Source organism: Pseudomonas sp. NFACC46-3, assembly GCF_900114515.1.
In the GTDB taxonomy this organism is placed as follows: Bacteria; Pseudomonadota; Gammaproteobacteria; order Pseudomonadales; family Pseudomonadaceae; genus Aquipseudomonas; species Aquipseudomonas fluorescens_Q.
Map to the genome: position 1 here is coordinate 1 of NZ_FOTH01000002.1, position 26795 is coordinate 26795.

Below are 26795 nucleotides of genomic sequence, written 5' to 3' on the forward strand. Positions count from 1 at the left end.
GACATCTACCAGCAACAATATTTCAACCTGACCCACAGCCAGCCCATCGGCGACTGGACCCTGGGCGCCAACCTCGGCTACTTCACCGGCAAGGAAAACGGCAGTGCCCTGGCCGGCGACCTGGACAACAAAACCGCGTTCGCCATGCTCTCGGCCAAATACGGCGGCAACACCTTTTATGTCGGCCTGCAGAAAGTCGGCGGCGATGATGCCTGGATGCGCGTCAACGGCACCAGCGGCGGCACCCTGGCCAACGACAGCTACAACTCCAGCTACGACAACGCCAAGGAAAAATCCTGGCAACTGCGCCACGACTTCAACTTCGCCGCCGTCGGCGTGCCGGGCCTGACCCTGATGAACCGCTACATCAGCGGTGACAACGTGCACACCGCCACCGTTGACGACGGCAAGGAATGGGGTCGCGAAACCGAACTGGCCTACACCGTACAGAGCGGTGCGCTGAAGAGCCTCAACGTGAAATGGCGTAACGCATCGATTCGTCGGGACTACAGCACCAACGAATTCGACGAGAACCGTATCTTCATCAGCTACCCGCTGTCGCTGTTGTAAGCAGCAAGCGCGCGCCGTGGGGCGAAGCGCTTTGTTGAGGCTAACCGAATCACCTGTGGCGAGGGAGCTTGCTCCCGCTCGGCTGCGCAGCAGACGCCGTGTTTCGCAATCTTATAGGCCTGCTTCGCAGTCCAGCGGGAGCAAGCTCCCTCGCCACAGGGGCGGTGGAATCCTCGTAGCGCGGCAAGGACGTCGGTTTAGAGCGGTTCGTCGATCAAACGTTGACAAGGTAACGGAAGGATAAGGATATTCCTCTCGGTCGTACGACAACTTATAACAACTGTACCTCTCATAGTTTGCTCAGGTAATGCCATGACCACGACACAGATTCGTCATCCCTTCAATCGCCTCCTATTGACCGGCGCCGCTGGCGGCCTTGGCAAAGTCTTGCGCGAACGCCTCAAGCCTTTCGCCCGTCACATTCGCCTGTCGGACATCGCCAACATGGCCCCGGCCATCGACGAAAGCGAAGAAGTGATGCCGTGCGACCTGTCGGACAAGCAGGCCGTGCACCAACTGGTCGAAGGCGTCGATGCCATCCTGCATTTCGGTGGTGTTTCGGTGGAGCGTCCGTTCGAAGAAATCCTCGGCGCCAACATCAGCGGCGTCTTTCACATTTATGAAGCCGCCCGCAAACACGGCGTCAAGCGAGTGATCTTCGCCAGCTCCAACCACGTCATCGGTTTCTACAAACAGGATGAGACCATCGACGCTCTCTCCCCTCGCCGCCCGGATGGCTACTACGGCCTGTCCAAGTCCTACGGTGAAGACGTTGCCAGTTTCTACTTCGATCGCTACGGCATCGAGACCGTCAGCATCCGCATCGGCTCGTCGTTCCCCGAACCGCAGAACCGCCGGATGATGAGCACCTGGCTGAGTTTCGACGACCTCACCCAACTGATCGAATGTTCGCTCTATACGCCGAAGGTTGGCCACACCGTGGTCTACGGCATGTCCGCCAACCGCGACGTCTGGTGGGACAACAGCCAGGCCGCGCACCTGGGCTACCAGCCCAAGGACACCTCGGAAATCTTCCGCGCCAAGGTCGAAGCGCAGCCGATGCCGGCCGCCGATGACCCGGCCATGGTTTATCAGGGTGGCGCCTTTGTGGCAGCCGGCCCATTCGACGACTGATTCGCTGTTTTTCATGGGATACGCACGCACAAAGGAATCACCATGCAAGCCGAATTGATTGTCGATGCACGCAACGCCGTCGGGGAAAGCCCGGTATGGGTTCCCGACGAAAACGCCCTGTATTGGGTGAACATTCCCAACGGTGGCCTGCAATGCTGGAACGCTAGCAGCGGAAAGCTCCAGGGCTGGGAAGCGCCCGAAATGCTCGCCTGCATTGCCCGTCACCAGGACGGTGGCTGGGTAGCCGGTATGGAAAGCGGTTTCTTTCGCCTGCACCCCAATGATGACGGCAGCCTGGACAGCGAACTGTGCGCAAGCGTCGAACACAGCCGCACCGACATGCGCCTCAACGATGGCCGCTGCGACCGCCAGGGCCGTTTCTGGGCCGGCAGCATGGTGCTGAACATGGGTGCCAACGCAGACGTAGGCCGGATGTATCGTTACGAGGCAGGCCAGCGCAGCCCGGTCGAGGCGCAACTGAGCGGCTTCATTGTGCCCAATGGCCTGGGCTTCAGCCCGGACGGACGCACGATGTACCTCTCCGATTCACACCCGCTGGTGCAGCAGATCTGGGCCTTCGACTACGACATCGACAGCGGCACACCGTCCAACCGGCGGCTGTTCGTCGACATGATGCCGTTGGCCGGTCGCCCGGATGGCGCCGCGGTGGATGCCGACGGTTGCTATTGGATCTGCGCCAACGATGCCGGGCTGATTCACCGTTTCACCCCGGACGGACGTCTGGACCGGTCACTGCAAGTGCCGGTGAAGAAACCGACCATGTGCGCCTTTGGCGGCAGTCGCCTGGACACCCTCTTCGTCACCTCGATCCGTCCCGGTGACGACAACGACCCGCAGTCCCTGGCCGGTGGCGTGTTCGCCCTCAACCCCGGCGTCAAGGGCCTGGCTGAACCTGCTTTCGGAGGACGGGAGCACTCCGCGAACTGATCTGCTTCACCGCTTCACTGGATGAGCCATAAAAAAACAACAAGACTGGAGATTGACCATGAATTTCAAACGTACACTTCTGATCGCAGCCCTTCCCTTGGCCTTTCTGGCCCAGGCGGCGCACGCCCTCGATATCAAGATCGCCGACATCCACCCCAAGGGCTACCCAACCGTGGTCGCCGAGGAATCCATGGGTAAGACCCTGGAAAAAGAGAGCAACGGCGAACTGAAGTTCAAGTATTTCCCGGGCGGCGTACTGGGCTCCGAAAAAGAAGTGATCGAGCAGATGCAAGCCGGCGCGATCCAGATGTCCCGGGTCAGCCTGGGTATCGTCGGCCCCGTCGTGCCGGACGTGAACGTCTTCAACATGCCATTCATCTTCCGCGACCAGGCCCACATGCGCGCCGTCATCGACGGTGAAGTCGGCGATGCGATCCTCGACCGGATCACCAATTCCGAATTCGGCCTGGTGGCCCTGGCCTGGATGGACGGCGGCACCCGCAACCTCTACACCAAGAAGCCGGTGCGCAAGCTCGAAGACATGAAGGGCATGAAGATTCGCGTACAGGGCAACCCGATGTTCATCGAGACCATCAACGCCATGGGCGGCAATGGTATCGCCATGGATACCGGCGAGATCTTCAGCGCGCTGCAGACCGGTGTGATTGACGGCGCGGAAAACAACCCGCCGACCATGCTCGAACACAACCACTACCAGAACGCCAAGTACTACAGCCTGACCGGCCACCTGATCCTGCCTGAGCCGATCGTGATGTCGAAAATCACTTGGAACAAACTCACCCCAGAGCAGCAAGACATGGTGAAAAAAGCCGCCAAGGCCGCCCAGGCTGAAGAGCGCGTGCTGTGGGACAAGAAGTCCGCCGCCAGTGAAGAAAAACTCAAGGCCGCTGGCGTCGAGTTCATCACCGTCGACAAGAAACCTTTCTACGACGCCACAGCGCCGATCCGGGCCAAATACGGCGCGCCGTATGCCGACCTGATCAAGCGTATCGAAGCCGTCCAGTAAAGCCTCTCAATCTGTACTCATGAAAAGGCTGGGCGCGCCTGCGGTTGAAGGTGCGCCCGGTTACGGTGGAACCCGATGAAGAATTTGCTGCTGCGTATCAACGACACGATTTACATGACTTGCATCTGGGTGGCCGGCCTTTCTGTCCTTGCCGTTGCGCTGATGATTCCGTGGGGGGTGTTTGCCCGCTACGTACTCGGTACCGGCTCAAGCTGGCCGGAACCCACCGCCATCTTGCTGATGATCGTATTTACCTTCATCGGTGCCGCCGCCAGCTACCGCTCCGGCTCGCACATGGCCGTGGACATGGTCACCAGCCGCCTGCCCCCGCATTGGCAAACCCTGGCTTCGGTTTTCACCCAGCTCTTGATGGCGGCGGTGTGCATTTTCATGACCATCTGGGGCACCAAGTTGTGCATGACCACCTGGAATCAATTCATGAGCGCCATCCCCACCCTGCGCGTCGGCATCACCTACATGCCGATACCGATCGGTGGCTTCCTGACGTTGATTTTTGTCCTGGAAAAACTCTTGCTGGGCGATCAAAGCCAGCGTCGGGTCGTGCAGTTCGACCTGGTTGAAGAAAACGAAGGTGCCGCTTAATGGACGCGCTGATTCTGCTGGGCAGTTTTTTGTTGTTGATCCTGATCGGCATGCCGGTCGCCTACGCGTTGGGCGCTGCCGCCCTGATCGGGGCATGGTGGATCGATATTCCGTTCCAGGCCATGATGATCCAGGTAACGGGCGGGGTGAATAAGTTCTCGTTGTTGGCCATTCCGTTCTTCGTTCTGGCCGGTGCGATCATGGCCGAAGGCGGCATGTCCCGCCGACTGGTGGCATTCGCCAGTGTGTTGGTAGGCTTCGTGCGCGGAGGCCTGTCATTGGTCAACCTCGTGGCCTCGAGCTTTTTTGGCGCGATCTCCGGTTCCTCGGTAGCCGATACCGCCTCGGTCGGTTCAGTGTTGATCCCGGAAATGACACGCCGGGGCTATCCGCGTGATTACGCCACCGCCGTCACCGTCAGTGGTTCGGTACAAGCGCTGCTGACACCGCCCAGCCACAACGCGGTGCTGTATTCGCTCGCCGCGGGCGGCACCGTCTCCATCGGTTCGCTGTTCATGGCCGGCATCGTCCCCGGCATCATGATGAACCTCTGCCTGATGGCGCTGTGCCTGGTCTTCGCGAAAAAGCGCAACTACCCCAAAGGTGAAGTGATTCCGCTCAAGCAAGCGCTGAAGATCTGCAGGGAAGCCATGTGGGGCATGATGACCCTGTTCATCATCCTTGGCGGCATTCTCTCGGGTGTTTTCACCGCCACCGAATCGGCCGCCATCGCCGTGGTGTGGGCGTTCTTCGTGACCATGTGCATCTATCGCGACTACAAGTGGAGCGAGTTGCCGAAACTGATGCACCGTACGGTACGCACCATCTCCATCGTGATGATCCTGATCGGCTTCGCCGCCAGCTTCGGCTACATCATGACGCTGATGGAGATTCCGGCAAAGATCACCACCGCGTTCCTGACGCTGTCGGACAACCGCTACGTGATCCTGATGTGCATCAACGTGATGTTGCTGCTGCTGGGCACCGTGATGGACATGGCGCCATTGATCCTGATCCTGACGCCGATCCTGATGCCGGTGATCGTGGGCATCGGCGTGGACCCGGTGCAGTTCGGCATGATCATGCTGGTGAACCTGGGTATCGGGTTGATCACGCCACCGGTGGGCGCGGTGCTGTTCGTGGGCTCGGCCATTGGCAAGGTCAGTATCGAAAGCACCGTCAAGGCGCTGCTGCCGTTCTACGCCATGCTGTTCCTGGTGCTGATGCTCGTGACTTATGTGCCCGCCATTTCCCTGTGGTTGCCGCATCTGGTGTTGTAACCATGACAAGTCCCCTGTGATCAGGGGATTTATCTGTGGCAGAGATTATCTGTGGCGAGGGGATTTATCCCCGCTGGGCTGCGTAGCAGCCCCAGAACTGGCAACTGGGATCTGTCTGATGCACCGAGATCCGCGTCTCTGGGGGCTGCTTCGCAGCCCAGCGGGGATAAATCCCCTCGCCACAACAGCGTTCGCACAAAAACCTCTGTAACACCATTTCCAATTCAGCAGACCAACACCACCATGACGCCACCCCTTCTCCACCTCGAAGACGAACTGACTCGTCTCACCCTGGCCCCGCATCTGGGCGCCAGCCTGGTCGACTGGACGTTGCGCAGTAACGGCGCCCCGCTACTGCGCCCGCCAGCGCCCCACGCGTTGGAAAACGGCCTGCCTGGCAAGCTCGGCGGCTTCCCGTTGATTCCCTGGTCGAACCGGATCACCCACGGCGGCTTCGACTGTCCCGGCGGCTGGCTGGCCCTGGACGCCAACAGCCCCAACGATCCGTTTCCGATCCATGGCAGTGCGTGGCAACAACCGTGGCAGGTGATCGAGCACAGTGCCCAGGAAGCGTTGCTGCAACTCGACAGCCAACAGCCGTTCACCTACCGCGCTAGCCTGCGGATCGGTCTGAGCGGCGGCCAGTTGCAGCTCGCAATGCACGTCACCCACATGGCCGAACAGGCCGCGTGGCACGGGCTGGGCTTGCATCCATACTTTCCACGCACCCCCGCCACGCGCCTGCAAACCCGCGCCAGCGAGGTCTGGATGTGCGATGCGACGAAACTGCCCACGGAACTGACCAACACTCCTGAACACTGGGATTTCCAGGCGCTCCGTTTACTGCCGGACACGCTTGTCGACAACGGCTTCGGTGGCTGGGACGGGCAATGCCTGATCCAGCAGCCGGACCTAGGTTATGAGCTGGAGTGCCGGGCCAGCGGCTGCGATTACTTCCTGCTCTACTGCCCCGTGGGCCTGGACTTCTTTTGCATCGAACCGGTCAGCCACCCGGTCAACGCCCATCACCTGCCGGGGCGACCGGGGTTGCGCTTGCTGGAGCAAGGGCAATCGGTGGCGCTGGGATTCTTGATGCAGTGCCGGTTGATATAAAAACCAGGGCGACTCAGCCCTTCAACCGAAATACGAAAGGTATCGCGCTCAGGTCGTCGAAATATCGACCGGCTACGACAACATCATCATTGGAATCCAATGCCAATACGGGGTTGTCTACCTCATCCTTCAACCTGAATTGTGTCCAGCCTTCGTGATCACCGAAGCCAGTATCCAGGCGTCCACTGGGTAGATAGCGCCCAACCAACATCTCTTCAATCTCCGGGCCGGTTTTGCCACAGGTTACGATGCGCCCGTCCGACTGAATTGCACAATCGAACCAGATGGACCCCAGACCTATAGTGGTCACAACGAGTTCGCCATCGTTGAAGTCAGGGTCTTTGCCGCCATCCTTGTCGATACTTTCCAGCGTTGCATGAGCGACAAACCGTTGGTTGGGCGATGAGCCGGCACCCAGGAGTTTCAGGTTGCCATGTAACGCGACCGCATGGAAGTTTCCCGCGCCAACGTGGAAGCCAGGGCCCATATCCGTGATAAATCCTCTCTTGCCAAAATGGGTGTCGAGACGGCCATCCAGTCGCACACGCACCCAAACCTTGTAATTACGAGGGTTACGCTGGATGTACCCCACTAAATATATGTAGTCGTTTGTCACCAGCATGCTTTGCGCATTCAAATGATGCTCGGGATGCTCAATGACCGCGCCGCCTTTGTTTCCGAACGCCTGAACGAGATTGCCGTCCCCGTCCAAGCACATGAGTAACGTAACTGCCTTGCGCGCCCCCACGGTCAGTGCGAGACCCGAGATGTATGTGCGTCCTCCGTAAAGGGACAGATAAGTTTTCCCCGTATAGAGATAGGTTGGCTCGTTGCCGTCGGCATTGAGGTCATTCCTCGAAATGACGACATCGCAGAAATCGAAGACCGGTATCGCGTGGCCATTGACGCCATACGAAAGATCCAGCGTGCCGTTGGGAAGGTAGCGCGCCAGCGCGAATCCAAAATTCGAGCCGCCCAGATCGACGACTCCCAGGATCAGTATTTTACCGTCCGGCAGGACGGCCACCTGCTCCGCCAGGCTATACGCACCCGGCATGAACGTATTTCTGACTGGCTCGCCGCCATTGAAGTCCTCACGGTTCGTCCCGTCATGATTGAGCGCCGAAATAATATATTCGCCATTTACCCATAGCGCCGTTCCACCCACGACGTAGATCCTGTCCTCTGAATCTATCGCAACATCGACGGCATCCGTCCCCGGAAGAAGCAGAATCTGGCCTCCGTTGAATTCCGGATCAAATTCGCCGGCCCGCTTTGGTGTGTCGGTCTTCGAGTCGCTAGCCATTTTCAGATCCTCCATTGTGGGTTGTACTGCCCATCTCAATGGAGGATTTATTGCCTGGATCCTGTTCACCGTCCACTGTCAGAGTTGACAGGTTTAAGCAGGCCCGGACGTACGGTCAGGACTGGGATGAACACAGGGCCCCGATGAACGACAAGGAATCAGGCATGAGGCGGATCGTGATCCTGGCTACGCCCGCACCCACATGAACACCGCCCCCCCAGGCAAACCCCGGCGAACCCCACCTGCAGCACCCGGGCCGGGACCCTGGCCGCCAGGCGCCGCCCCAGCACCATCCCGGCGATGCTTGCCGCGATGAACACCGCGCCGACCCGGTCGATGCTCACCCCGGCATGAAACGCACCCACCACGCCAATCAGTGAAATCAGGCTGATGACCATCAAGGACGTCGCGACGATGCCGCGCATCTGCACGTCGGTCAGTTGCTTGAACGCCGGTACGATCAGGAAACCACCGCCCACGCCCAGCGAGCCCGATACCAGGCCCGTCACCGCCCCCAGTGCCGACAGCGTGGCGGTGCAGCGAGGCGGCCTGGATCATGCTCCAGCCCAACCCGAGCACCAGTGCCGGCACCGCCAGGATGCCACCACCGGCCCCCGTCAGCCCGAGGATCACCCCCATGATCACGCCAAAAAAACCTGCCGGAACCATAAAACTCTCTCAAGCCGCGCACACCTGTTGTCAGGTGCGATCGCATTTGCAGGACACCTCGGCCCTCACTAAGCTGCGGACCCTATGTTGTAAACCTCAAGCGTTGCAACCGCTTCTTCCCGTACAGGTTCGCTGTCATGCCCGCGCAGATCCAAAGCTTTCTCGACCCCGCCTCGAAGACCTATACCTACGTCGTCTATGAAGACGATGGAGGGCAGTGCGCGGTGGTGGACCCGGTGCTGGACTATGACCCGGCCTCGGGCCGCAGCGGCACCGCTCAGGCCGAGCGGGTGATCGCCTTCGTGCGCGAACACCGGTTGACGGTGCAATGGCTGCTGGAAACCCACGCCCACGCCGATCATTTGTCCGCCGCGCCTTACCTGCGCCAAGCGCTGGGCGGCAAGATCGCCATCGGCCAGTCCATTCACCAGGTCCAGAGCGTCTTCAAGGCGTTGTTCAACCTCGAACCGCAATTCGCGGTGGATGGCTCGCAATTCGATCACCTGTTCGCCGACGACGAGTCCTTTTTCATTGGCAACCTCAAGGCCACCGCATTGCATGTGCCCGGCCACACTCCGGCGGACATGGCCTACCTGATCGATGGCGACGTGATCCTGGTAGGCGATACGCTGTTCATGCCGGATGTGGGCACCGCCCGCTGCGACTTTCCCGGCGGCAACGCCCATCAACTCTACGCCTCGATTTGCAAACTGCTGGCCTTCCCCGCCAGCGTGCGGCTCTACGTGTGCCACGACTATCCATCGGATGAGCGCGAGCCCCAGTGCGTGAGCACCGTGGGTGAACAACGCCAGCACAACATTCATGTACGCGATGGGATCGATGAAGCCACGTTCGTGGCCATGCGTACCCAGCGCGACAAGACGCTGGGCATGCCGACGCTGCTGTTGCCGGCGATCCAGGTCAATGTGCGGGCCGGCCACCTGCCGCCGGCCGAGGACAATGGCGTGACCTATCTGAAAATTCCGATCAATCAGCTTTAGAAGCTTGGGGCTGCTGCGCAGCCCAGCGGGAGCAAGCTCCCTCGCCACAGGACGGTGCTTGATGGCTACCGGCTCGCCAGCCCCGCTTGCTCCCGCTGGGCCGCGAAGCGGCCCTCAAAAACCATTTGATCTTCAGGTCCCCAAGGTCAACCCATTGGCCGGCAACGGTAGCGCAGTCTTGTAGCGCACTTGCTTGAGGGCAAAGCTGGAGCGGATGTTCGCCACGCCCGGGACCTTGGTCAGGAAGTCCATCATGAAGCGCTCCAGCGACTGGATGGTCGGCACCAGCACACGGATCAGGTAATCCGGATCGCCTGCCATCAGGTAGCACTCCATCACTTCCGGGCGGTCGGAGATCGCCTCTTCGAAATGCTGTAGCGCCTCTTCCACCTGCTTCTCCAAACTCACATGGATGAACACGTTGACGTGCAGGCCCAGCAGGTCGGCGTCGAGCAAGGTGACCTGCTCGCGGATCACGCCCAACTCCTCCATCGCCCGGACACGGTTGAAGCACGGGGTCGGCGACAGATTGACCGAACGGGCGAGATCGGCGTTGGTGATGCGGGCGTTTTCCTGAAGGCTGTTCAGAATGCCGATATCGGTGCGATCCAATTTACGCATGAGACAAATAATCCTGTTTTTTATCGTTGTGCAGATTTTTTATCTGCAAATGATCTGAACAGCAAGCCAACAGAGAAAAATATTCTTCTGCGTCGAGCCTATGATTGTTGTAGGACAATTTCCCGTACCCGGGGAAATTCGTCAGCTAGCGCGCCCACTACAAGAAATTCACAAGATCGAGCGTAGAAAGCCATGAACCCAGCGTACGAACCGCTACGCCTGCACGTTCCCGAACCCTCGGGCCGTCCCGGCTGCAAGACCGACTTTTCCTACCTGCATCTGTCCGATGCCGGCACGGTGCGTAAACCTTCCATCGACGTCGAACCCGCCGACACCGCCGACCTGGCCCGCAGCCTGATCCGCGTGCTCGATGACCAAGGCAATGCCCACGGCCCATGGGCCGAAGACGTGCCACTCGACATCCTGCGCAAAGGCATGCGCGCCATGCTCAAGACGCGCATCTACGACAACCGCATGGTGGTCGCCCAACGCCAGAAAAAAATGTCGTTCTACATGCAGAGCCTCGGCGAGGAAGCCATCGGCAGCGGCCAGGCCCTGGCGCTGAACATCGATGACATGTGCTTCCCCACCTATCGCCAGCAAAGCATCCTGATGGCTCGCGAAGTGCCGTTGGTGGGCATGATCTGCCAACTGCTGTCCAACGAGCGCGATCCGCTCAAGGGCCGGCAGTTACCGATCATGTACTCGGTCAAGGACGCCGGTTTCTTCACCATCTCCGGCAACCTCGCCACGCAATTCATCCAAGGCGTGGGCTGGGGCATGGCCTCGGCGATCAAGGGCGATACCAAGATCGCTTCGGCCTGGATCGGTGACGGTGCCACCGCCGAATCGGACTTCCACACGGCCCTCACCTTTGCCCACGTCTATCGGGCGCCGGTGATCCTCAACGTGGTCAACAACCAGTGGGCGATCTCCACCTTCCAGGCCATTGCCGGCGGTGAAGCCACGACCTTCGCCGGACGCGGCGTCGGTTGCGGCATCGCCTCCCTTCGCGTGGACGGCAACGACTTCATGGCGGTCTACGCCGCCTCGCGCTGGGCCGCCGAACGTGCCCGCCGCAACCTCGGCCCGGCGCTGATCGAATGGGTCACCTACCGCGCCGGCCCGCACTCCACCTCGGACGATCCTTCGAAATACCGTCCCGCCGACGACTGGAGCCACTTCCCGCTGGGCGATCCGATTGCCCGTCTCAAGCAGCACATGGTGAAGATCGGCCAGTGGTCCGAAGAGGAACATGCCGCCGTTACCGCCGAACTCGAAGCCGAGGTGATCGCCGCGCAGAAGGAAGCCGAGCAGTACGGCACCCTCGCTGGCGGGCAGATTCCAAGCGCCGCGACCATGTTCGAAGACGTCTACAAAGAGATGCCGGAGCACTTGAAGCGCCAGCGTCAGCAGTTGGGGATCTGAGATGAACGATCACAACAACAATATTGCGCTGGATACCGCCATGACCACTACCACCATGACCATGATCCAGGCCCTGCGCTCGGCCATGGACGTGATGCTCGAACGCGACGACAACGTCGTGGTGTTCGGCCAGGACGTGGGTTACTTCGGCGGCGTGTTCCGCTGCACCGAAGGCCTGCAGAACAAGTACGGCACCTCGCGGGTGTTCGACGCACCGATTTCCGAAAGCGGCATCGTCGGCGTGGCGGTGGGCATGGGCGCCTACGGCCTGCGACCCGTCGCCGAGATCCAATTCGCCGACTACGTCTACCCGGCGTCGGACCAGATCATTTCCGAGGCGGCGCGCCTGCGCTATCGCTCGGCCGGCGAGTTCACCGCGCCGATGACCCTGCGCATGCCTTGCGGCGGCGGCATCTATGGCGGCCAGACCCACAGCCAGAGCATCGAAGCGATGTTCACCCAGGTCTGCGGCCTGCGCACCGTCATGCCTTCGAACCCCTACGACGCCAAGGGTCTGTTGATTGCCTCCATCGAAAACGATGACCCGGTGATCTTCCTCGAACCCAAGCGCCTGTATAACGGCCCGTTCGACGGCCACCACGACCGCCCGGTAACGCCGTGGTCGAAACACCCCTCGGCCCAAGTGCCAGACGGTTACTACACCGTGCCGCTGGACGTCGCCGCCATCACCCGTCCGGGCAAGGACGTGACGGTTCTCACCTACGGCACCACGGTCTATGTCTCCCAAGTGGCTGCCGAAGAGACCGGCATCGACGCCGAAGTCATCGATCTGCGCAGCCTCTGGCCGCTGGACCTGGAGACCATCGTCAAATCCGTGAAGAAGACCGGCCGCTGTGTGGTCGTCCACGAAGCCACCCGCACCTGCGGTTTCGGCGCCGAGCTGGTGGCGTTGGTGCAAGAACACTGCTTCCACCACCTGGAAGCGCCTATCGAGCGTGTCACCGGTTGGGACACCCCCTACCCGCACGCGCAGGAATGGGCGTATTTCCCAGGGCCGTCCCGTGTGGGCGCGGCGTTGAAACGGGTCATGGAGGTCTGAATGGGCACGCACGTTATCAAGATGCCGGACATCGGCGAAGGCATCGCGGAAGTTGAACTGTCGGTGTGGCACGTCAAGGTCGGCGACATGGTGGTCGAAGACCAGGTACTGGCCGATGTCATGACCGACAAGGCCATGGTCGACATCCCCTCACCGGTGCATGGCCGGGTCATCGCTCTTGGTGGCGAGCCAGGTGAAGTCATGGCAGTGGGCAGCGAACTGATCCGCATTGAAGTCGAAGGTGCGGGTAACCTGAAAGAATCGGCCCAACAGGCGCCAACGCCAACGCCAGCGCCGGCTGCGCAGGCACCGAAGCCGGCACCCGTGGCGACACCTGAACCGGTACTGGAAAAAACCGCCGCGCCGCGCTGCGCCCCGCAAGCGCCTGTGGCCCGCGATCCCGACGAGCGTCCACTGGCGTCGCCGGCCGTGCGCAAACACGCGCTGGACCTGGGCATTCAATTGCGCCTGGTCCAGGGCAGCGGCCCGGCCGGGCGGGTCCTGCACGAAGACCTCGAGGCCTATCTGGCCCAAGGTCCGTCGGTCCAGGCCAAGGGCGGTTCGGGCTATGCCGAGCGCCACGATGAGCAACAGATCCCGGTGATCGGCATGCGCCGCAAGATCGCCCAGCGCATGCAGGAGGCGACTCAACGCGCCGCGCATTTCAGCTACGTCGAGGAAATCGACGTCACGGCCCTGGAAGAGCTGCGGGTGCATCTGAATGAAAAACACGGCGCCAGTCGCGGCAAGCTGACCTTGCTGCCGTTCCTGGTTCGTGCGTTGGTCGTGGCCCTGCGCGATTTTCCGCAAATGAACGCCCGCTACGACGACGAAGCCCAGGTCATTCACCGCTCAGGCGCGGTGCACGTGGGCGTCGCGACCCAGAGCGACGTTGGCCTGATGGTGCCGGTGGTGCGCCACGCCGAAGCCCGCAGCCTGTGGGACAACGCGGCGGAAATTTCGCGCCTGGCAACGGTGGCCCGCACGGGCAAGGCCAGTCGCGATGAGCTGTCCGGTTCGACCATCACCCTGACCAGCCTTGGGGCATTGGGCGGCATCGTCAGCACGCCGGTGCTGAACCTGCCGGAAGTAGCCATTGTCGGGGTGAACAAAATCGTCGAACGGCCGGTGGTGATCAAGGGGCAGATCGTGATCCGCAAGATGATGAACCTCTCCAGCTCCTTCGATCACCGGGTGGTCGACGGCATGGACGCGGCGCAATTCATCCAGGCCCTGCGCGGCCTGCTCGAACAACCCGCAACGCTGTTTGTGGAGTAAGGCATGCAACAGACTTTGAACACCACGCTGCTGATCATCGGCGGCGGCCCCGGCGGCTATGTGGCGGCGATCCGCGCCGGCCAGTTGGGCATCCCGACCCTCCTGGTGGAAGGCCAGGCGTTGGGCGGGACCTGCCTGAACATCGGCTGCATTCCGTCCAAGGCCTTGATTCACGTGGCCGAACAGTTCCACCAGACGCGGCACCACAGCCAGGGTTCGGCCTTGGGCATCACGGTGTCGGCGCCGAGCCTGGACATCGGCAAGAGTGTGGAATGGAAGGACGGCATCGTCGATCGCCTGACCACCGGCGTCGCGGCGCTGTTGAAGAAGCACAAGGTCCAGGTCATTCATGGCTGGGCCAAGGTGATCGATGGCAAGACGGTCGAGGTCGGTGATACCCGCATCCTGTGCGAACACCTGCTGCTGGCCACTGGTTCGAAAAGCGTCGACCTGCCGATGCTGCCAGTGGGCGGGCCAATCATTTCCTCCACCGAAGCCCTCGCCCCCACCTCGGTGCCCAAGCACCTGGTGGTGGTCGGCGGTGGCTACATCGGCCTGGAACTGGGCATCGCCTACCGCAAGCTCGGCGCCGAGGTCAGTGTGGTCGAGGCCCAGGAACGGATCCTGCCGGCCTACGACGGCGAACTGACCCAACCGGTGCACGAAGCGCTCAAGCAATTGGGCGTGAAGCTCTACCTCAAGCACAGCGTCGAAGGGTTCGACGCCCAGGCCAGCACTTTGCAAGTGCGTGACCCCGCTGGCGACACGCTGAACCTGGACACTGACCGGGTACTGGTGGCCGTGGGTCGCAAACCCAACACCCAGGGCTGGAATCTCGAAGCGTTGAACCTGGCGATGAACGGTGCGGCGGTGAAAATCGACCAGCGCTGCCAGACCAGCATGCGCAACGTCTGGGCCATCGGCGACCTGAGCGGTGAACCGATGCTCGCCCACCGAGCCATGGCCCAAGGTGAAATGGTCGCCGAGCTGATCGCCGGCCAGCACAGGGAATTCAACCCCACGGCCATCGCCGCGGTGTGCTTCACCGATCCGGAACTGGTGGTGGTCGGCAAGACGCCGGACGAAGCCCAGGCGGCCGGGCTCGATTGCATTGTGTCGAGCTTCCCGTTCGCCGCCAACGGTCGGGCCATGACCCTGGAATCGAAAAGCGGTTTCGTCCGGGTCGTGGCGCGACGTGACAATCACCTGGTCGTTGGCTGGCAAGCGGTCGGCGTCGGCGTGTCGGAGCTGTCCACCGCCTTCGGCCAATCCCTGGAGATGGGCGCGCGCCTGGAGGACATCGCCGGCACCATCCACGCCCATCCGACGCTGGGCGAGGCCGTGCAGGAAGCGGCGCTGCGGGCGTTGGGGCATGCGTTGCATCTGTAACCGATCAGTTGTAGATGAATGACCTTGTGGCGAGGGGATTTATCCCCGCTGGGCTGCGAAGCAGCCCCAAAACCTGGCATCGCGGGGCGTCAGATACATCGAGGACTCAGAGCCAAGGGGGCTGCTTCGCAGCCCAACGGGGATAAATCCCCTCGCCACAGGTTTGCGGAGCACCAACCAGCGGTTTTTCATCCACAGGATCAGTGTTACAGGCTGCGAAACAGCCCCGGAATGAAGTATTGTTGTCCCCATCCAAAAAACGTCAGAAGCCTTGAACCGTTTCGACGGTTGTCAAGAAATAGAGGGTGTCATGGGTAACGAGAGCATCAATTGGGACAAACTGGGCTTTGACTACATCAAGACCGACAAGCGCTACCTGTCGCACTGGCGCGATGGTGCCTGGGACGCGGGCACCCTGACCGAAGACAATGTGCTGCACATCAGCGAGGGCTCCACTGCCCTGCACTACGGCCAGCAGTGCTTCGAAGGCCTGAAGGCCTATCGCTGCAAGGACGGCTCCATCAACCTGTTCCGCCCGGACCAGAACGCCGCCCGCATGCAGCGCAGTTGCGCCCGCCTGCTGATGCCGCACGTCGACACCGAGCAGTTCGTCGAGGCCTGCAAGCAAGTGGTCCGCGCCAACGAGCGCTTCATCCCGCCTTACGGCACCGGCGGCGCGCTGTACCTGCGCCCGTTCGTGATCGGCGTGGGTGACAACATCGGCGTGCGCACCGCACCCGAGTTCATCTTCTCGATTTTCTGCATCCCGGTCGGCGCCTACTTCAAGGGCGGCCTGACCCCGCACAACTTCCTGATCTCCAGCTTCGACCGCGCCGCCCCACAAGGCACCGGCGCGGCCAAGGTCGGTGGCAACTACGCCGCCAGCCTGATGCCCGGTTCCCAGGCCAAAAAGGCCAATTTCGCCGACTGCATCTACCTGGACCCAATGACCCACTCGAAAATCGAGGAAGTCGGCTCGGCCAACTTCTTCGGTATCACCCACGACAACAAATTCGTCACGCCCAACTCCCCTTCGGTCCTGCCGGGCATCACTCGCCTGTCGTTGATCGAACTGGCCAAATCGCGCCTGGGCCTGGAAGTGATCGAAGGCGACGTGTTCATCGACAAGCTGTCGGACTTCAAGGAAGCCGGCGCCTGCGGTACCGCTGCGGTGATCACCCCGATTGGCGGCATCAGCTACAAGGACAAGCTGCACGTGTTCCACAGCGAAACCGAAGTCGGCCCGATCACCCAGAAGCTCTACAAAGAGCTGACCGGCGTGCAGACCGGTGACGTGGAAGCGCCAGCGGGTTGGATCGTCAAGGTTTGATCCAAGCCCACCTGTAGCACTCGGGAGCTTTTGTGGCGAGGGAGCTTGCTCCCGCTCGGCTGCGCAGCAGTCGCAACCCGGTAAACGCGATCTGTCTGAATGGCCGGGTTGCCTGGTTTGGGGCTGCTGCGCAGCCCAGCGGGAGCAAGCTCCCTCGCCACATGGATCTGCCCCCACTACTCTCGACGCAAAACCGGCCATCGCCCCCAACGCTGGCGAAACCATCCATAACCGCTGACCAGCAAGATCCCGCCCAGCACCAGAACCGCGCCCACGATAAAGTTCGGCTCCAGCGGCTCATCCAGCAACCAGACGCCAAAACCGATGCCAAACAGCGGCGTCATGAACGACAGCACACCCAGTTGCGAAGCGAGGTAGTGGCGCAGCAGGGAGAACCAGATCAGGAAGCTGGCGAAGGATACCAGCAACACCTGGAACGCCATGCTGGCAATGAGTTGTGGCGTGGGGTTGATCGTCGTTTGCCCCAGGGCTACCGACATTCCGATCAGCAGCATCCCGGCGCCAACCAGTTGGTAAAGCAGCGTCTGGCTGGCCGGCAGATTCGTCAACCGCGAACAGCGTACCGTCACCGTGGTTGCGCCCCACAGCGCACCGGCCAGCAAGCCCATGCCGTCACCGAGCAACGAACTGCCGTTCGCCGCGCCCGAGCCCCCGCTGAAAGCCACCACGATCCCGCCGAAGGCAACGGCGATGCCCAGCCATTGCGCCGGCTTGAGGCGTTCGCTAGGCAGTTTCCAGTGCAAGCCGAGGGCGGCGAACATCGGTGCGGTGTAGAGGAAAATCACCATGTGCGAAGCCGTCGTATGCCGCAGGCCTTCGCCCACCATCACGAACTCCAGGGCAAACAACAATCCCACCAGCATGCCCGGACGCCAACTGCCATCGGCCAGGGACAGGCGTTCACCGCGCACCAGCACCAACAACCAGACCAGTACCGCAGCGATGGCCGAGCGCACGCCCAACTGCAGCATCGGCGCCATGTCGGCGGCGCCGGCCTTGATCGCGACTTGCTGGAAACCCCAAATGGCACAGAGGCCGGTCATCAGGGCGCAAACCTGGCCATCCAGAGCGCGGCGGGTGGTCATGGGAACGGTCCTTGGACAGAAAGAGATGGAAAGGATTGTCTACCTGACACCTTTGCTGGATATAGTGATTACCCGACAAGCCATCCCGGTAATCCGCCATTGCGGTCGATATGCAGCCTCCAGCCCAACATCTGAAGATTCCTCCATTCGAAGCGGTCCTGCCCTCGCCGATTTTCTTTCGCAGCGCCTGCATGCCGGCCCATGCCACTTACCCCCGGCACCGACATGCCTGGGGTGAGTTCGTCTACTCCTACAGTGGCGTGATGGAAATCGAGATCGCCCAACACCATTACCTGGCGCCACCGCAGTACGGCATCTGGTTGCCACCGGACATGGAACACGTTGGCTTCAATCGGCATGAGGCCTGCCATTGTTCGTTGTACCTGGCCGCCGAACTGTGCGACGCGTTGCCGGCCGTACCCTGCGCGCTGACCTTGAGCCCGCTGATCCGTGCCCTGCTGGAAGAGCTGCGCAGCGATCCACCGAGCCAACCGCAGACGCCCGAGCAGCAGCGCTTGCTGCAGGTGTTGGTGGACAAGCTGGCGCAGGCCCCCCATGTCGGCAGCTACCTGCCCTCCTCGGACGATCCACTGCTGGGCCCCGTGCTGCGGGCCTTGGAAGCGAACCCCGGCGACCCGCGCTCCTTGCCGCAACTGGCCCGCGCCGCCAACACCACCGAGCGCACGCTGATGCGCCGGGCCCAGCGGGACCTGGGCATGTCACTGGTGGAATGGCGCCAACGTCTCAAGGTCATCGAGGCCCTGGCCCTGCTCGAACGTGGCCAGAGCGTGGAAACCATCGGCCTGGACCTGGGCTACAGCAGCGCCTCGGCGTTCATCAGCATGTTCCGCAAAATGATGGGCACCACGCCGGAGGAGTATCGGCGCCGGCATATGGCTGGATGATGTGGGTGGTGCTGAAACGGCTATCGCGAGCAAGCTCGCTGCCACCGGGGATCTTGGGTGTCCATGGGTCTTGTGTTCAGCGCAGGCCCACTGTGGGAGCGAGCTTGCTCGCGATGACGGAGGCGGGCTTGACATCGATTTCGGCACTGACCCCAAACCGCCCCGCCATCTCCCGGCGACCACTGGCCGTCACTCCCAGCGCCCGGCTGTCCAGGTCCTGGATCACCCATTTGCGCTTGATCGCCACTTGCAGCAACGCCGCGCCCAAGGCACCGCCCAGGTGGGGGCGGCGCATGCTCCAATCCAGGCAGGGGCAGGCGAATCGACGGCGTTGCGTGGCAAGGTGCAGGACATCGATGCCCAAGCCCGCGAGCACCGCCTCGCCGGAATCACTCAGCCGATAGCCATCGCCTTCCACCTCTATCAGCCATCCAGCCTCAATCATCCGGTCATGCAGGCGCACCGCCAGAGTGCCGGCCATGTGGTCGTAACAGGTGCGGGCAAATTGCAGGCGATCCGGTGTGCGCGGGGTGAAAGTCGGTGCGGCGCTTTGACCGATCACCATCAGTGCCTCCAGTGCCTGGGCGACGCGCGGGTCGGCCAGGCTGTAATAACGATGACGGCCCTGGACATGCAAGCGCACCAAGGCCATTTGCTTGAGTTTCGCCAGATGGGCGCTGGCGGTCGAGGCGCTGACCTCGGCAATGCTCGCCAATTCGGTGCTGGTGCGGGCATGGCCATCCATCAACGCGCACAGCATCCGGGTGCGCGCCGGTTCGGCAATGGCCGCCGCCACTTGGGACACGCCCAGGTCATGGTGCTCTGCGTTCATATTTCGCTCCCCGACGAATCAAGCCATGCATCGACTGGAGATAGTAGCAACACTTTCTCCATCACGAACAAGGCCGCGCTTCATGGACCCGATCACCGCCGCGACACATTCCGACCCCTATCCTTTTTATGCCGCCCTGCGCGCTGCCGGCGGGCTGGCCTTCGACCCCGAACTGAATCAGTGGGTCGCCAGCAGCGCCGAGGCCGTGTGCGCGGTGCTGCACCATCCCGATTGCCATGTGCGTCCGGCCCACGAGCCGGTGCCAAAGGCCATCGCCGAGGGGCCGGCCGGGCGGGTGTTCGGGCATCTGATGCGCATGAACGAAGGAGAACAGCAACGTTGCCCGAGGGCAGCGATTGCGCCGCGGTTGCAGGACATCGCCCCCCGGCAGGTCGAGGCACTGGTCAGGGCCCGCGTTCTCCAAGGGGGCGCCGAAGGCCTGCACCAGGCCCAGTTCATCGGGCCGGCCAGCGTGGTCGCGGCGTTGCTGGGCTTCAGCCCGACGGACTGTCACCGGGTCAGCGAATTGACCGCAGACTTCGTCGCCGGCCTGTCGCCGTTGAGCCAAGCACAGCAGCTGGACGCGGCGCACCAGGCCAGCGAGCAACTGGCCAGTTTATTCCAGGCGCGGATAGAGGCGCAGGACAACGCTGTGTTGCGGGGCATTGACCAAGGCTTCGAAGGCGCTGATCCGGACAGTAAAATCGCCAACCTGATCGGGCTGTTCTCGCAAACCTATGAAGCCACCGCGGGCCTGATTGGCAACGCGTTGCTGGCACTGATCGGCGATCCAGCGTTGCGCCGGACGCTGCGGGACGCCCCCACACAGGTCGACTCATTGCTGGCCGAAGTCCAACGTTTCGACCCGCCGGTGCAAAACACTCGCCGCTTCGTCGCCGCGCCCTGCGAAATCCTCGGCACTGCGCTGAACCCTGGGGAGGTGGTCTTGGTGCTGCTGGCCTCAGCCAACCGCGACCCGCAACTCAACCCCCGACCAGACACCCTGCTGCTCGACCGCCCGAACCGCCGCAGTTTCAGCTTCGGCAGCGGGCGCCATGAATGCCCAGGCCAAACCCTGGCGATGGACATCGCCCGCGCCACACTGGCGGCGATTATCGAGCAGCAACCGCCACTGGATCAGCTGGCCTGGCGCTATCGCCCCTCCGTCAACGGCCGCATCCCGCTGTTCAGCGAACGATCACGTACCGACAGGCCATGACCCGCGCAGCCCATCAGTCGTCGCGGGTCAGGACTTCCAGCAACTCGATTTCAAAGATCAGATTGGCGTTGGGCTTGATGTGGGCACCCATGGACCGCTCACCGTAGGCCAGGTGCGCCGGCACCCACAACTTGCGCTTGCCACCGACTTGCATGCCCATCAGGCCCAGATCCCAGCCCTTGATGACGCGACCGGTGCCGATCACGCATTGGAACGGCTTGCCGCGACTGTAGGACGAATCGAATTCGGTGCCATCTTCGAGGGTGCCGCGGTATTGGGTGGTGATCAGCGCACCTTTGACTACGCTTTTGCCATCGCCCTGTTCCAGGTCGATGATTTGCAGTTCTTCATTCATGGGATCTGTCCGTGTCATTCAAGCGCCGGGTTTTCGCAGAATTCCAGGCATCTGGCAATCTTTTGTGGCGAGGGAGCTTGCTCCCGCTGGGTTGCGCCGCGACCCGACAGGTTGCATGCGGTCTGCCTGACACATTCAGGGGCAAGGTTTTGGGGCTGCTTCGCAGCCCAGCGGGAGCAAGCTCCCTCGCCACATGGGTCGATCACACAAACCCGCCCCCTAGGGAACCGCAGCGGCCTCTTCGGTTCACATGGGTATCGACCCTGCATTTCAGATAAGGATTTTCTGATGTTCGACTCTCGTCCGCTCCACGGTTTCATTCCGCCATACATCCTCAATCGCATCATCGCCCACGGCTCCGAACAGCAACGCTCCAGCGCTCTCGGCACCTTGACCCACGTGCGCAGCCTACGGCACAACCCCGGCCCGCCCGGCAACCTTCCCGCCGCCGCGAAGCTGCCCAAGCCCGGCAAGGCCGGACAGCCGCAACGCAGCGTGCATGACGCCCAGAACAGCATGGAACTGCCCGGCCAGCCGGTCCGCCTGGAAGGCCAGCGGGCCAGTGGCGACCCGGCCGTGGACGAAGCCTACGACGCCCTCGGCGCCACTTATGATTTTTTCTGGAACGTGCTGGGGCGCGACTCCATCGACAACAAAGGCTTCGCCCTGGTGGGCAGCGTGCATTATGGCCAGGGCTATGAAAACGCCTTCTGGAACGGCGCGCAGATGGTGTTCGGCGACGGCGATGGTGAAATCTTCCAGCGCTTCACCCGTTCCCTGGACGTGGTGGCCCACGAGCTGGCCCATGGCGTCACCGAAAGCGAAGCCGGGTTGATCTACGCCAACCAGTCCGGCGCCCTGAACGAATCCATCTCCGATGTGTTCGGTGTGCTGGTCAAGCAGTTCGTACTTGAACAGACCGCCGACCAGGCTGACTGGCTGATCGGCGCCGACCTGCTCACCGACAAGATCAACGGCGACGGCCTGCGCAGCATGTCCAACCCCGGCAGCGCCTACGATGACCCGTTGCTGGGCAAGGACCCGCAACCGGCGCACATGCGCGAATTCGTGATTACCCGTGAAGACAACGGCGGCGTGCACATCAACTCCGGCATTCCCAACCGGGCCTTTTATCTGGTGGCGACCACGCTGGGCGGATTTGCCTGGGAAAAGGCCGGCCGGATCTGGTATGAAACCTTGTGCGACCGAAGATTGGCCAATGACGCGTCCTTCAGCGCCTTCGCCCGCCTGACCGTCGAGCACGCCCGCCAGCGCTTCGGCACGCGGGAAGTGCAAGCGGTACAGAACGGCTGGGCCCAGGTCGGCGTCGACCTGACACAGGAGAGCTGATGAAAACCCTTCCAGACCTCGACGACAAAGCCGTGGTACGGCTGTCGCGCCAGGGTGGCGTGGCCGCCATCCATGCGCTGACCCGGCCACGGGAAATCGAATTCGCCCAGTGCGACCTCGACCAGCGCACGCGCATCTGTTCGGTCCTGGAGGGTTGCCTGCCACTGACGTCCTCCACGCCTGGGCGCGGCGACCAGCGTTTTTTCCAGATCGAGGTGCGCTATCGCGCCAACGACCAGGATGACGAAATGGTGCTGCAGGTGCCTGAGGACCAGGCACCCGGCGAGCTGGTCCACCTGTGGGACAAGGGCGAAGTGCTCTAGCGTGTGGCCGGCACGATCTTGACGATGGCGCCGGATACGGTTTCGATCAGCAGGTACTTGTCGTCGATCTGCACCCATTGCTGCTCGTTTGTCGGTTGCTCGAGTTTCTTCTGTTTCCAGTCTTTCATGGCCCTGTCCGCGCGCTGGTAGTCCGCCGGTACCCGGTCGTTCTCCACCAGCCTGCGGCCATTGCTCGGCGAATGCTCCAGGGCGTCGCCGGTTTTCTCGACCGCTTGCGCAACAGGCCCAAGGGCTCCAAGGCCGGCGATCAGGACCAGGCTGGCGATCAGGGATGGTTTGCGCATAGAAAAAACTCCAGTTATTCGAGGGACTGAATCTGGGACTTCGCGGGCGGCGAATCATTCCTTAATTCCTGGAAACTGTACCCCGTGGCGAGGGAGCTTGCTCCCGCTGGGCTGCGCAGCAGCCCCAATCCAGGCGACGCGGTCATTCAGTGATGCGGCATTCACGGGGGGTACGACTGCTGCGCAGCCGAGCGGGAGCAAGCTCCCTCGCCACGGGATATAGTGACAAGCCCTGCACGACGGACCCTGCCATGACGACTTCGACCACTGCCTCCCCTGCCCTCAAGGAAATCTTCAACAGCGCCCGCCTGGAACACATCGCCAGCGAAATGCGCGCGGTGTATCCGGCATTCGACGCCAAGGCATTCTTGCGCATGGCTAACGACGGGCTGGCCGAGTTGTCGGTGATGCAGCGCATGGCCCGGGTCAGTGAGTGCCTGCATGCCGTACTGCCCCTCGGTTATGAAGCTTCGCTGGAAGTGCTGCGCGCCCTGGCCCCGCGCCTGAACAGCATGTTCGTCAGCATGTTCCTGCCCCACTACGTGGCGTCTTATGGCCGGCATCGCTTCGACGTGTCGCTGGACGCGCTCAAGTATTTCACCCGGTTCGGCTCGTCGGAGTTCGCCGTGCGGCACTTCCTGCGCGATGACCTGGAACGCACCCTCAAGGTCATGCACGACTGGGCGTTGGACGCCAACGAGCACGTACGCCGCCTGGCCAGCGAAGGCAGCCGGCCACGCTTGCCGTGGTCGTTTCACCTGGAGCCGATCCAGGCCAACCCTGACCTCGCCGCCGCGATCCTCGACACGCTCAAGGCCGACGATAGCCTTTATGTGCGCAAATCCGTGGCCAACCACCTCAACGACGTCACCAAGCAGCATCCCGACTGGGTGCTGGACCAGATCGAAGGTTGGCCGCTGCAAGACCGCCACACGGCATGGATCGCCCGGCACGCGCTGCGCAGCCTGATCAAACAAGGCAACCCCAGGGCGTTGGGCGTCATCGGGGTCGGCGGCAAGGCACAGGTCCAAGTGCTGGATTTGCAGGTGACGCCTGCGGTGATTCGCCTGGGGGAACAGGTCACGCTGTCCTTCACGGTGCAATCAACCCTCGGGCAGAGCCAACGCCTGGTGATCGACTATGCCGTCGACTACGTGAAAGCCTCGGGCGGCACCTCGGCCAAAGTCTTCAAGCTCAAGACCTTCGACCTGCCCGCCCAGGGTTGCGTCAACCTCAGCCGCTCCCAGCACATTCGCGAGTTGACCACCCGCAAACACTACGCGGGCCGGCATGCCGTGCACCTGCTGGTCAACGGCGAGCGACTTGGCAGCACGGCGTTCGACATCGTGCCTTGAAGTGGCTCAGCCCACCGCCACCCGTTGTGCCTGGCGAATGTCGTGGATGAACCGCTCAGCCGGCAGTGGATGCCCCAGCAGATAGCCCTGCAGCGAATCGCAGCCCAACTGGGTCAGGAAGTCTTGTTGCACATCGGTCTCCACACCTTCGGCGACGATCCGCAGGCCCAGGGCCTGGCCGAGGGCGACGATGGCCGAGACGATCGCCGCGTCATCGCTGTCGTGCTCCAGGTCACGCACAAAGCCGCGATCGATCTTCAGCTCGTTGGCCGGCAGGCGCTTGAGGTACATCAGGCTCGAATAGCCGGTGCCGAAGTCGTCGATGGACAGGTCCACGCCCATGTCCGAGAGCTGTTGCAGCACCGTCATGCTCGCGTCCGCATCGCTCATCGCGGTGGTTTCGGTGATTTCCAAGGTCAGGCTGTTGGCCGGCAGCTGATGGGTTTCCAGGGCCTTGGCCACGCTCTGCACCAAACCGGTATGGCAGAACTGCAACGCCGACAGGTTCACCGCAATGCGCCAATCGGTATAACCGAGCACGTACCATTCACGCATCTGCCGACAGGCTTCGTTCAACACCCATTCGCCGATGGGGATGATCAACCCGGTCTTTTCCGCCAGGTCGATGAAGGTGTCGGGCATCAACAGGCCCTGGGTCGGATGGCTCCAGCGCAACAAGGCCTCGGCGCCGACTGGCTGGCCGTTGGCGGCATCGAACTTGGGCTGGTAGTACAGGCTGAATTGCCGCTGTTCGACGGCGATACGCAAGTCTTGCAGCAACTGCAATTGCTTGCGGGCGTTGCTGTTCATCGACGCGTCGAAAAAGCTGTAGCCGTTCTTGCCGGCGCCCTTGGCGTGGTACATCGCCGCGTCGGCGTTCATCAACAGTTCGTCGGCGCTCTGGCCGTTGCCAGGGTAAAGGGCGATACCGACGCTGGCGGAGATCTGCAAGTCATGCTCAGCCACCCGGAACGTGCGTGCGATCAGGCCGACCTGACGTGCCGCCAATCGCAAGGCGTCGTCGGGTTCAGCCAGTTGCACCAGCAGCACGAACTCATCACCGCCGATCCGCGCCAGGGTGTCCTGGCTGCGCAGGTCCTCACGCAGGCGCAGGGCCACGTCCCGCAGCAACAAATCGCCCATGTGGTGACCGAAGGCGTCGTTGACCGGCTTGAAACCATCCAGGTCGATGAACATCAGGGCGAAGCAGCCACCCTGCTCTTGCACCCGGTGCATGGCCTGGTCGATACGATCAGCCAGCAATACCCGGTTGGGCAGTCCGGTGAGGGGGTCGTGCAGGGCCAACTGGGTCAGTTCCCGGTTGGCCAGGGTCAGCGATTGGGCCAACTCCGCAGTACGGGCTTCCAGGCGCGCATCGAGAATCGACGTCAACAAGGCGATGGCCAGCACCGCCAGGGTGGTGATCAACACCAGATTGTCCAGGCCCTTGCCGCTCAAGCCGTCCAGGGAGCCACAGAAACTGCCGTCGCTGAACCGCGCCCCGGCCATGCCGGTGTAGTGCATGCCGACGATGGCGACCCCCATGACCACCGCAGCGCCTGCACGAGCCAGACGCACGTGGGGTGTGTTCTGGCGCAGGCGAAAGGCAATCCACAACGCCGCCGCCGAAGCGCCGACAGCAATCACCAACGAAGCCCCGAACAGTGTCGGGTCATAATCGATGCCTGGCTGCATTCGCAGTGCGGCCATGCCGGTGTAGTGCATGGTGCTGATCCCGGCGCCCATGATCAGCGCGCCGAACGCCAGTTGCCACGCCGGCAATCGCGGCTGGCTGACCAGCCATAAGGCAAAACCGCTGGAAAGAATCGCGACCAGCAGCGACAGCGCGGTGATGGATACGTCGTAGCCAAGCTCCACCGGCAAGCTGAACGCGAGCATGCCGATGAAGTGCATGGACCAGATGCCCACCCCCATCGCCAGCGCGCCCCCGGCCATCCACAAATGCGCGGCGCGCCCCTGGGCGGTCGCGATCCGCCCGGCCAGGTCCAGGGCGGTATAGGAAGCCAGCACAGCAACAAACAAGGAAATCGAAACAAGGGCGGGGGAATAACTGCCGATGAGCATGTTTTTTTCTCGTAACTGGAGACCGGACTGCTTCCATGCCCGGTTGAAGGCCGGCGATTGTACTTAATCGTGACAGGGACGCACGAACCAAATATCAAAAAGCCATCAACGCTGGAATATTTTCGACGAAAGACACCACCCCTCGCAGAAGGACTATTTTGTAAACCATCAATCCTGCGTTCACCGCAGATTCGTTGTGGGAG

General features: G+C 62.0%; 25 protein-coding genes and 1 pseudogene. 18 read left to right on the forward strand and 8 right to left on the reverse strand.

Annotated features, from left to right (window positions below; translation table 11 throughout):
• The 7 genes from BM300_RS03635 to BM300_RS03665 all read left to right on the forward strand — a co-directional run.
• On the forward strand, positions 1 to 570 hold a 570-nt coding region (locus BM300_RS03635; RefSeq protein ID WP_139232331.1), incomplete at its 5' end, for an OprD family outer membrane porin.
• A gap of 312 nt (positions 571 to 882) precedes the next feature.
• Positions 883 to 1704, forward strand: a complete 822-nt coding sequence (locus tag BM300_RS03640) for an NAD-dependent epimerase/dehydratase family protein (protein WP_092462042.1) — start codon at positions 883 to 885, stop codon at positions 1702 to 1704.
• Positions 1705 to 1746: 42 nt separating this feature from the next.
• Positions 1747 to 2652 carry an SMP-30/gluconolactonase/LRE family protein gene (locus tag BM300_RS03645; protein WP_092144715.1) on the forward strand — a complete coding sequence of 302 codons (906 nt, stop codon included), beginning with the start codon at positions 1747 to 1749 and terminating at the stop codon, positions 2650 to 2652.
• A gap of 58 nt (positions 2653 to 2710) precedes the next feature.
• Positions 2711 to 3679, forward strand: coding sequence for a TRAP transporter substrate-binding protein (locus tag BM300_RS03650; protein WP_092144714.1), 969 nt, complete (start codon positions 2711 to 2713; stop codon positions 3677 to 3679).
• Positions 3680 to 3754: 75 nt separating this feature from the next.
• Positions 3755 to 4282 carry a TRAP transporter small permease gene (locus BM300_RS03655; RefSeq protein ID WP_092144712.1) on the forward strand — a complete coding sequence of 176 codons (528 nt, stop codon included), beginning with the start codon at positions 3755 to 3757 and terminating at the stop codon, positions 4280 to 4282.
• Positions 4282 to 5562, forward strand: a complete 1281-nt coding sequence (locus BM300_RS03660; protein ID WP_092144710.1) for a TRAP transporter large permease — start codon at positions 4282 to 4284, stop codon at positions 5560 to 5562. The genes BM300_RS03655 and BM300_RS03660 overlap by 1 nt, the downstream gene beginning before the upstream one ends.
• A 243-nt stretch (positions 5563 to 5805) precedes the next feature.
• Positions 5806 to 6675 carry an aldose 1-epimerase gene (locus tag BM300_RS03665; RefSeq protein ID WP_092346315.1) on the forward strand — a complete coding sequence of 290 codons (870 nt, stop codon included), beginning with the start codon at positions 5806 to 5808 and terminating at the stop codon, positions 6673 to 6675.
• Positions 6676 to 6688: 13 nt separating this feature from the next.
• Here the strand turns inward: BM300_RS03665 and BM300_RS03670 are convergent, their stop codons facing one another.
• Together BM300_RS03670 and BM300_RS03675 are read right to left on the reverse strand one after the other, a co-directional pair.
• Positions 6689 to 7981: a delta-60 repeat domain-containing protein gene (locus tag BM300_RS03670; protein WP_158265805.1), complete on the reverse strand. Its 1293-nt coding sequence runs from the start codon at positions 7979 to 7981 to the stop codon at positions 6689 to 6691.
• A gap of 158 nt (positions 7982 to 8139) precedes the next feature.
• Positions 8140 to 8650 (reverse strand): annotated as a pseudogene (locus BM300_RS03675) (TSUP family transporter).
• 137 nt (positions 8651 to 8787) lie between these two features.
• Here BM300_RS03675 and BM300_RS03680 point away from each other — a divergent pair.
• Positions 8788 to 9651, forward strand: a complete 864-nt coding sequence (locus BM300_RS03680; protein ID WP_092462044.1) for an MBL fold metallo-hydrolase — start codon at positions 8788 to 8790, stop codon at positions 9649 to 9651.
• Between the two features lie 132 nt (positions 9652 to 9783).
• On the opposite strand, the gene bkdR is transcribed toward BM300_RS03680, so the two are convergent.
• Positions 9784 to 10272: a Bkd operon transcriptional regulator BkdR gene (gene bkdR, locus BM300_RS03685; RefSeq protein WP_003202929.1), complete on the reverse strand. Its 489-nt coding sequence runs from the start codon at positions 10270 to 10272 to the stop codon at positions 9784 to 9786.
• A 192-nt stretch (positions 10273 to 10464) separates the two neighbouring features.
• On the opposite strand from bkdR, the gene BM300_RS03690 reads away from it, so the two are divergent.
• From BM300_RS03690 to BM300_RS03710, 5 genes are all read left to right on the forward strand, one after another.
• The gene (locus BM300_RS03690) at positions 10465 to 11700 is read left to right on the forward strand and encodes a 3-methyl-2-oxobutanoate dehydrogenase (2-methylpropanoyl-transferring) subunit alpha (RefSeq protein WP_063320650.1); all 1236 of its coding nucleotides are present in this window, start codon (positions 10465 to 10467) and stop codon (positions 11698 to 11700) included.
• A 1-nt stretch (position 11701) separates the two neighbouring features.
• Complete coding sequence (locus BM300_RS03695; RefSeq protein ID WP_014337843.1) at positions 11702 to 12760, forward strand: alpha-ketoacid dehydrogenase subunit beta; 1059 nt, start codon at positions 11702 to 11704, stop codon at positions 12758 to 12760.
• Complete coding sequence (locus tag BM300_RS03700) at positions 12761 to 14038, forward strand: dihydrolipoamide acetyltransferase family protein (protein WP_092462046.1); 1278 nt, start codon at positions 12761 to 12763, stop codon at positions 14036 to 14038.
• A gap of 3 nt (positions 14039 to 14041) precedes the next feature.
• Entirely contained in the window at positions 14042 to 15427 is a 1386-nt protein-coding gene (lpdA, locus tag BM300_RS03705; RefSeq protein WP_092346309.1) for a dihydrolipoyl dehydrogenase, read from the forward strand.
• A gap of 310 nt (positions 15428 to 15737) precedes the next feature.
• Positions 15738 to 16757: a branched-chain amino acid aminotransferase gene (locus tag BM300_RS03710; protein WP_063320646.1), complete on the forward strand. Its 1020-nt coding sequence runs from the start codon at positions 15738 to 15740 to the stop codon at positions 16755 to 16757.
• 176 nt (positions 16758 to 16933) lie between these two features.
• Here the strand turns inward: BM300_RS03710 and BM300_RS03715 are convergent, their stop codons facing one another.
• Complete coding sequence (locus BM300_RS03715) at positions 16934 to 17863, reverse strand: DMT family transporter (protein ID WP_092144698.1); 930 nt, start codon at positions 17861 to 17863, stop codon at positions 16934 to 16936.
• A gap of 110 nt (positions 17864 to 17973) precedes the next feature.
• Here BM300_RS03715 and BM300_RS03720 point away from each other — a divergent pair, with 110 nt between their 5' ends.
• Positions 17974 to 18768 carry an AraC family transcriptional regulator gene (locus BM300_RS03720; protein WP_092346305.1) on the forward strand — a complete coding sequence of 265 codons (795 nt, stop codon included), beginning with the start codon at positions 17974 to 17976 and terminating at the stop codon, positions 18766 to 18768.
• Between the two features lie 76 nt (positions 18769 to 18844).
• Here BM300_RS03720 and BM300_RS03725 read toward each other — a convergent pair whose 3' ends face one another.
• Positions 18845 to 19600: an ArsR/SmtB family transcription factor gene (locus BM300_RS03725; RefSeq protein ID WP_092346303.1), complete on the reverse strand. Its 756-nt coding sequence runs from the start codon at positions 19598 to 19600 to the stop codon at positions 18845 to 18847.
• Between the two features lie 82 nt (positions 19601 to 19682).
• Here BM300_RS03725 and BM300_RS03730 point away from each other — a divergent pair, with 82 nt between their 5' ends.
• Positions 19683 to 20819, forward strand: a complete 1137-nt coding sequence (locus BM300_RS03730) for a cytochrome P450 (protein ID WP_092462048.1) — start codon at positions 19683 to 19685, stop codon at positions 20817 to 20819.
• 13 nt (positions 20820 to 20832) lie between these two features.
• On the opposite strand, the gene BM300_RS03735 is transcribed toward BM300_RS03730, so the two are convergent.
• Complete coding sequence (locus BM300_RS03735; RefSeq protein WP_003202944.1) at positions 20833 to 21174, reverse strand: FKBP-type peptidyl-prolyl cis-trans isomerase; 342 nt, start codon at positions 21172 to 21174, stop codon at positions 20833 to 20835.
• A gap of 288 nt (positions 21175 to 21462) precedes the next feature.
• Between BM300_RS03735 and BM300_RS03740 the strand changes: the two genes are divergently transcribed.
• Together BM300_RS03740 and BM300_RS03745 are read left to right on the forward strand one after the other, a co-directional pair.
• Positions 21463 to 22524, forward strand: a complete 1062-nt coding sequence (locus BM300_RS03740) for a M4 family metallopeptidase (protein WP_063320641.1) — start codon at positions 21463 to 21465, stop codon at positions 22522 to 22524.
• Positions 22524 to 22847: a protealysin inhibitor emfourin gene (locus BM300_RS03745; protein ID WP_063320640.1), complete on the forward strand. Its 324-nt coding sequence runs from the start codon at positions 22524 to 22526 to the stop codon at positions 22845 to 22847. Before BM300_RS03740 ends, BM300_RS03745 begins: the two co-directional genes overlap by 1 nt.
• Here BM300_RS03745 and BM300_RS03750 read toward each other — a convergent pair.
• Positions 22844 to 23152, reverse strand: a complete 309-nt coding sequence (locus tag BM300_RS03750) for an RcnB family protein (RefSeq protein WP_057451645.1) — start codon at positions 23150 to 23152, stop codon at positions 22844 to 22846. The genes BM300_RS03745 and BM300_RS03750 overlap by 4 nt on opposite strands.
• Positions 23153 to 23403: 251 nt before the next feature.
• Between BM300_RS03750 and BM300_RS03755 the strand changes: the two genes are divergently transcribed.
• Positions 23404 to 24507: a DNA alkylation repair protein gene (locus BM300_RS03755; RefSeq protein WP_092144687.1), complete on the forward strand. Its 1104-nt coding sequence runs from the start codon at positions 23404 to 23406 to the stop codon at positions 24505 to 24507.
• 6 nt (positions 24508 to 24513) lie between these two features.
• Here BM300_RS03755 and BM300_RS03760 read toward each other — a convergent pair whose 3' ends face one another.
• Positions 24514 to 26592, reverse strand: coding sequence for a putative bifunctional diguanylate cyclase/phosphodiesterase (locus BM300_RS03760; RefSeq protein ID WP_063320637.1), 2079 nt, complete (start codon positions 26590 to 26592; stop codon positions 24514 to 24516).
• Between the last annotated feature and the right edge of the window lie 203 nt (positions 26593 to 26795).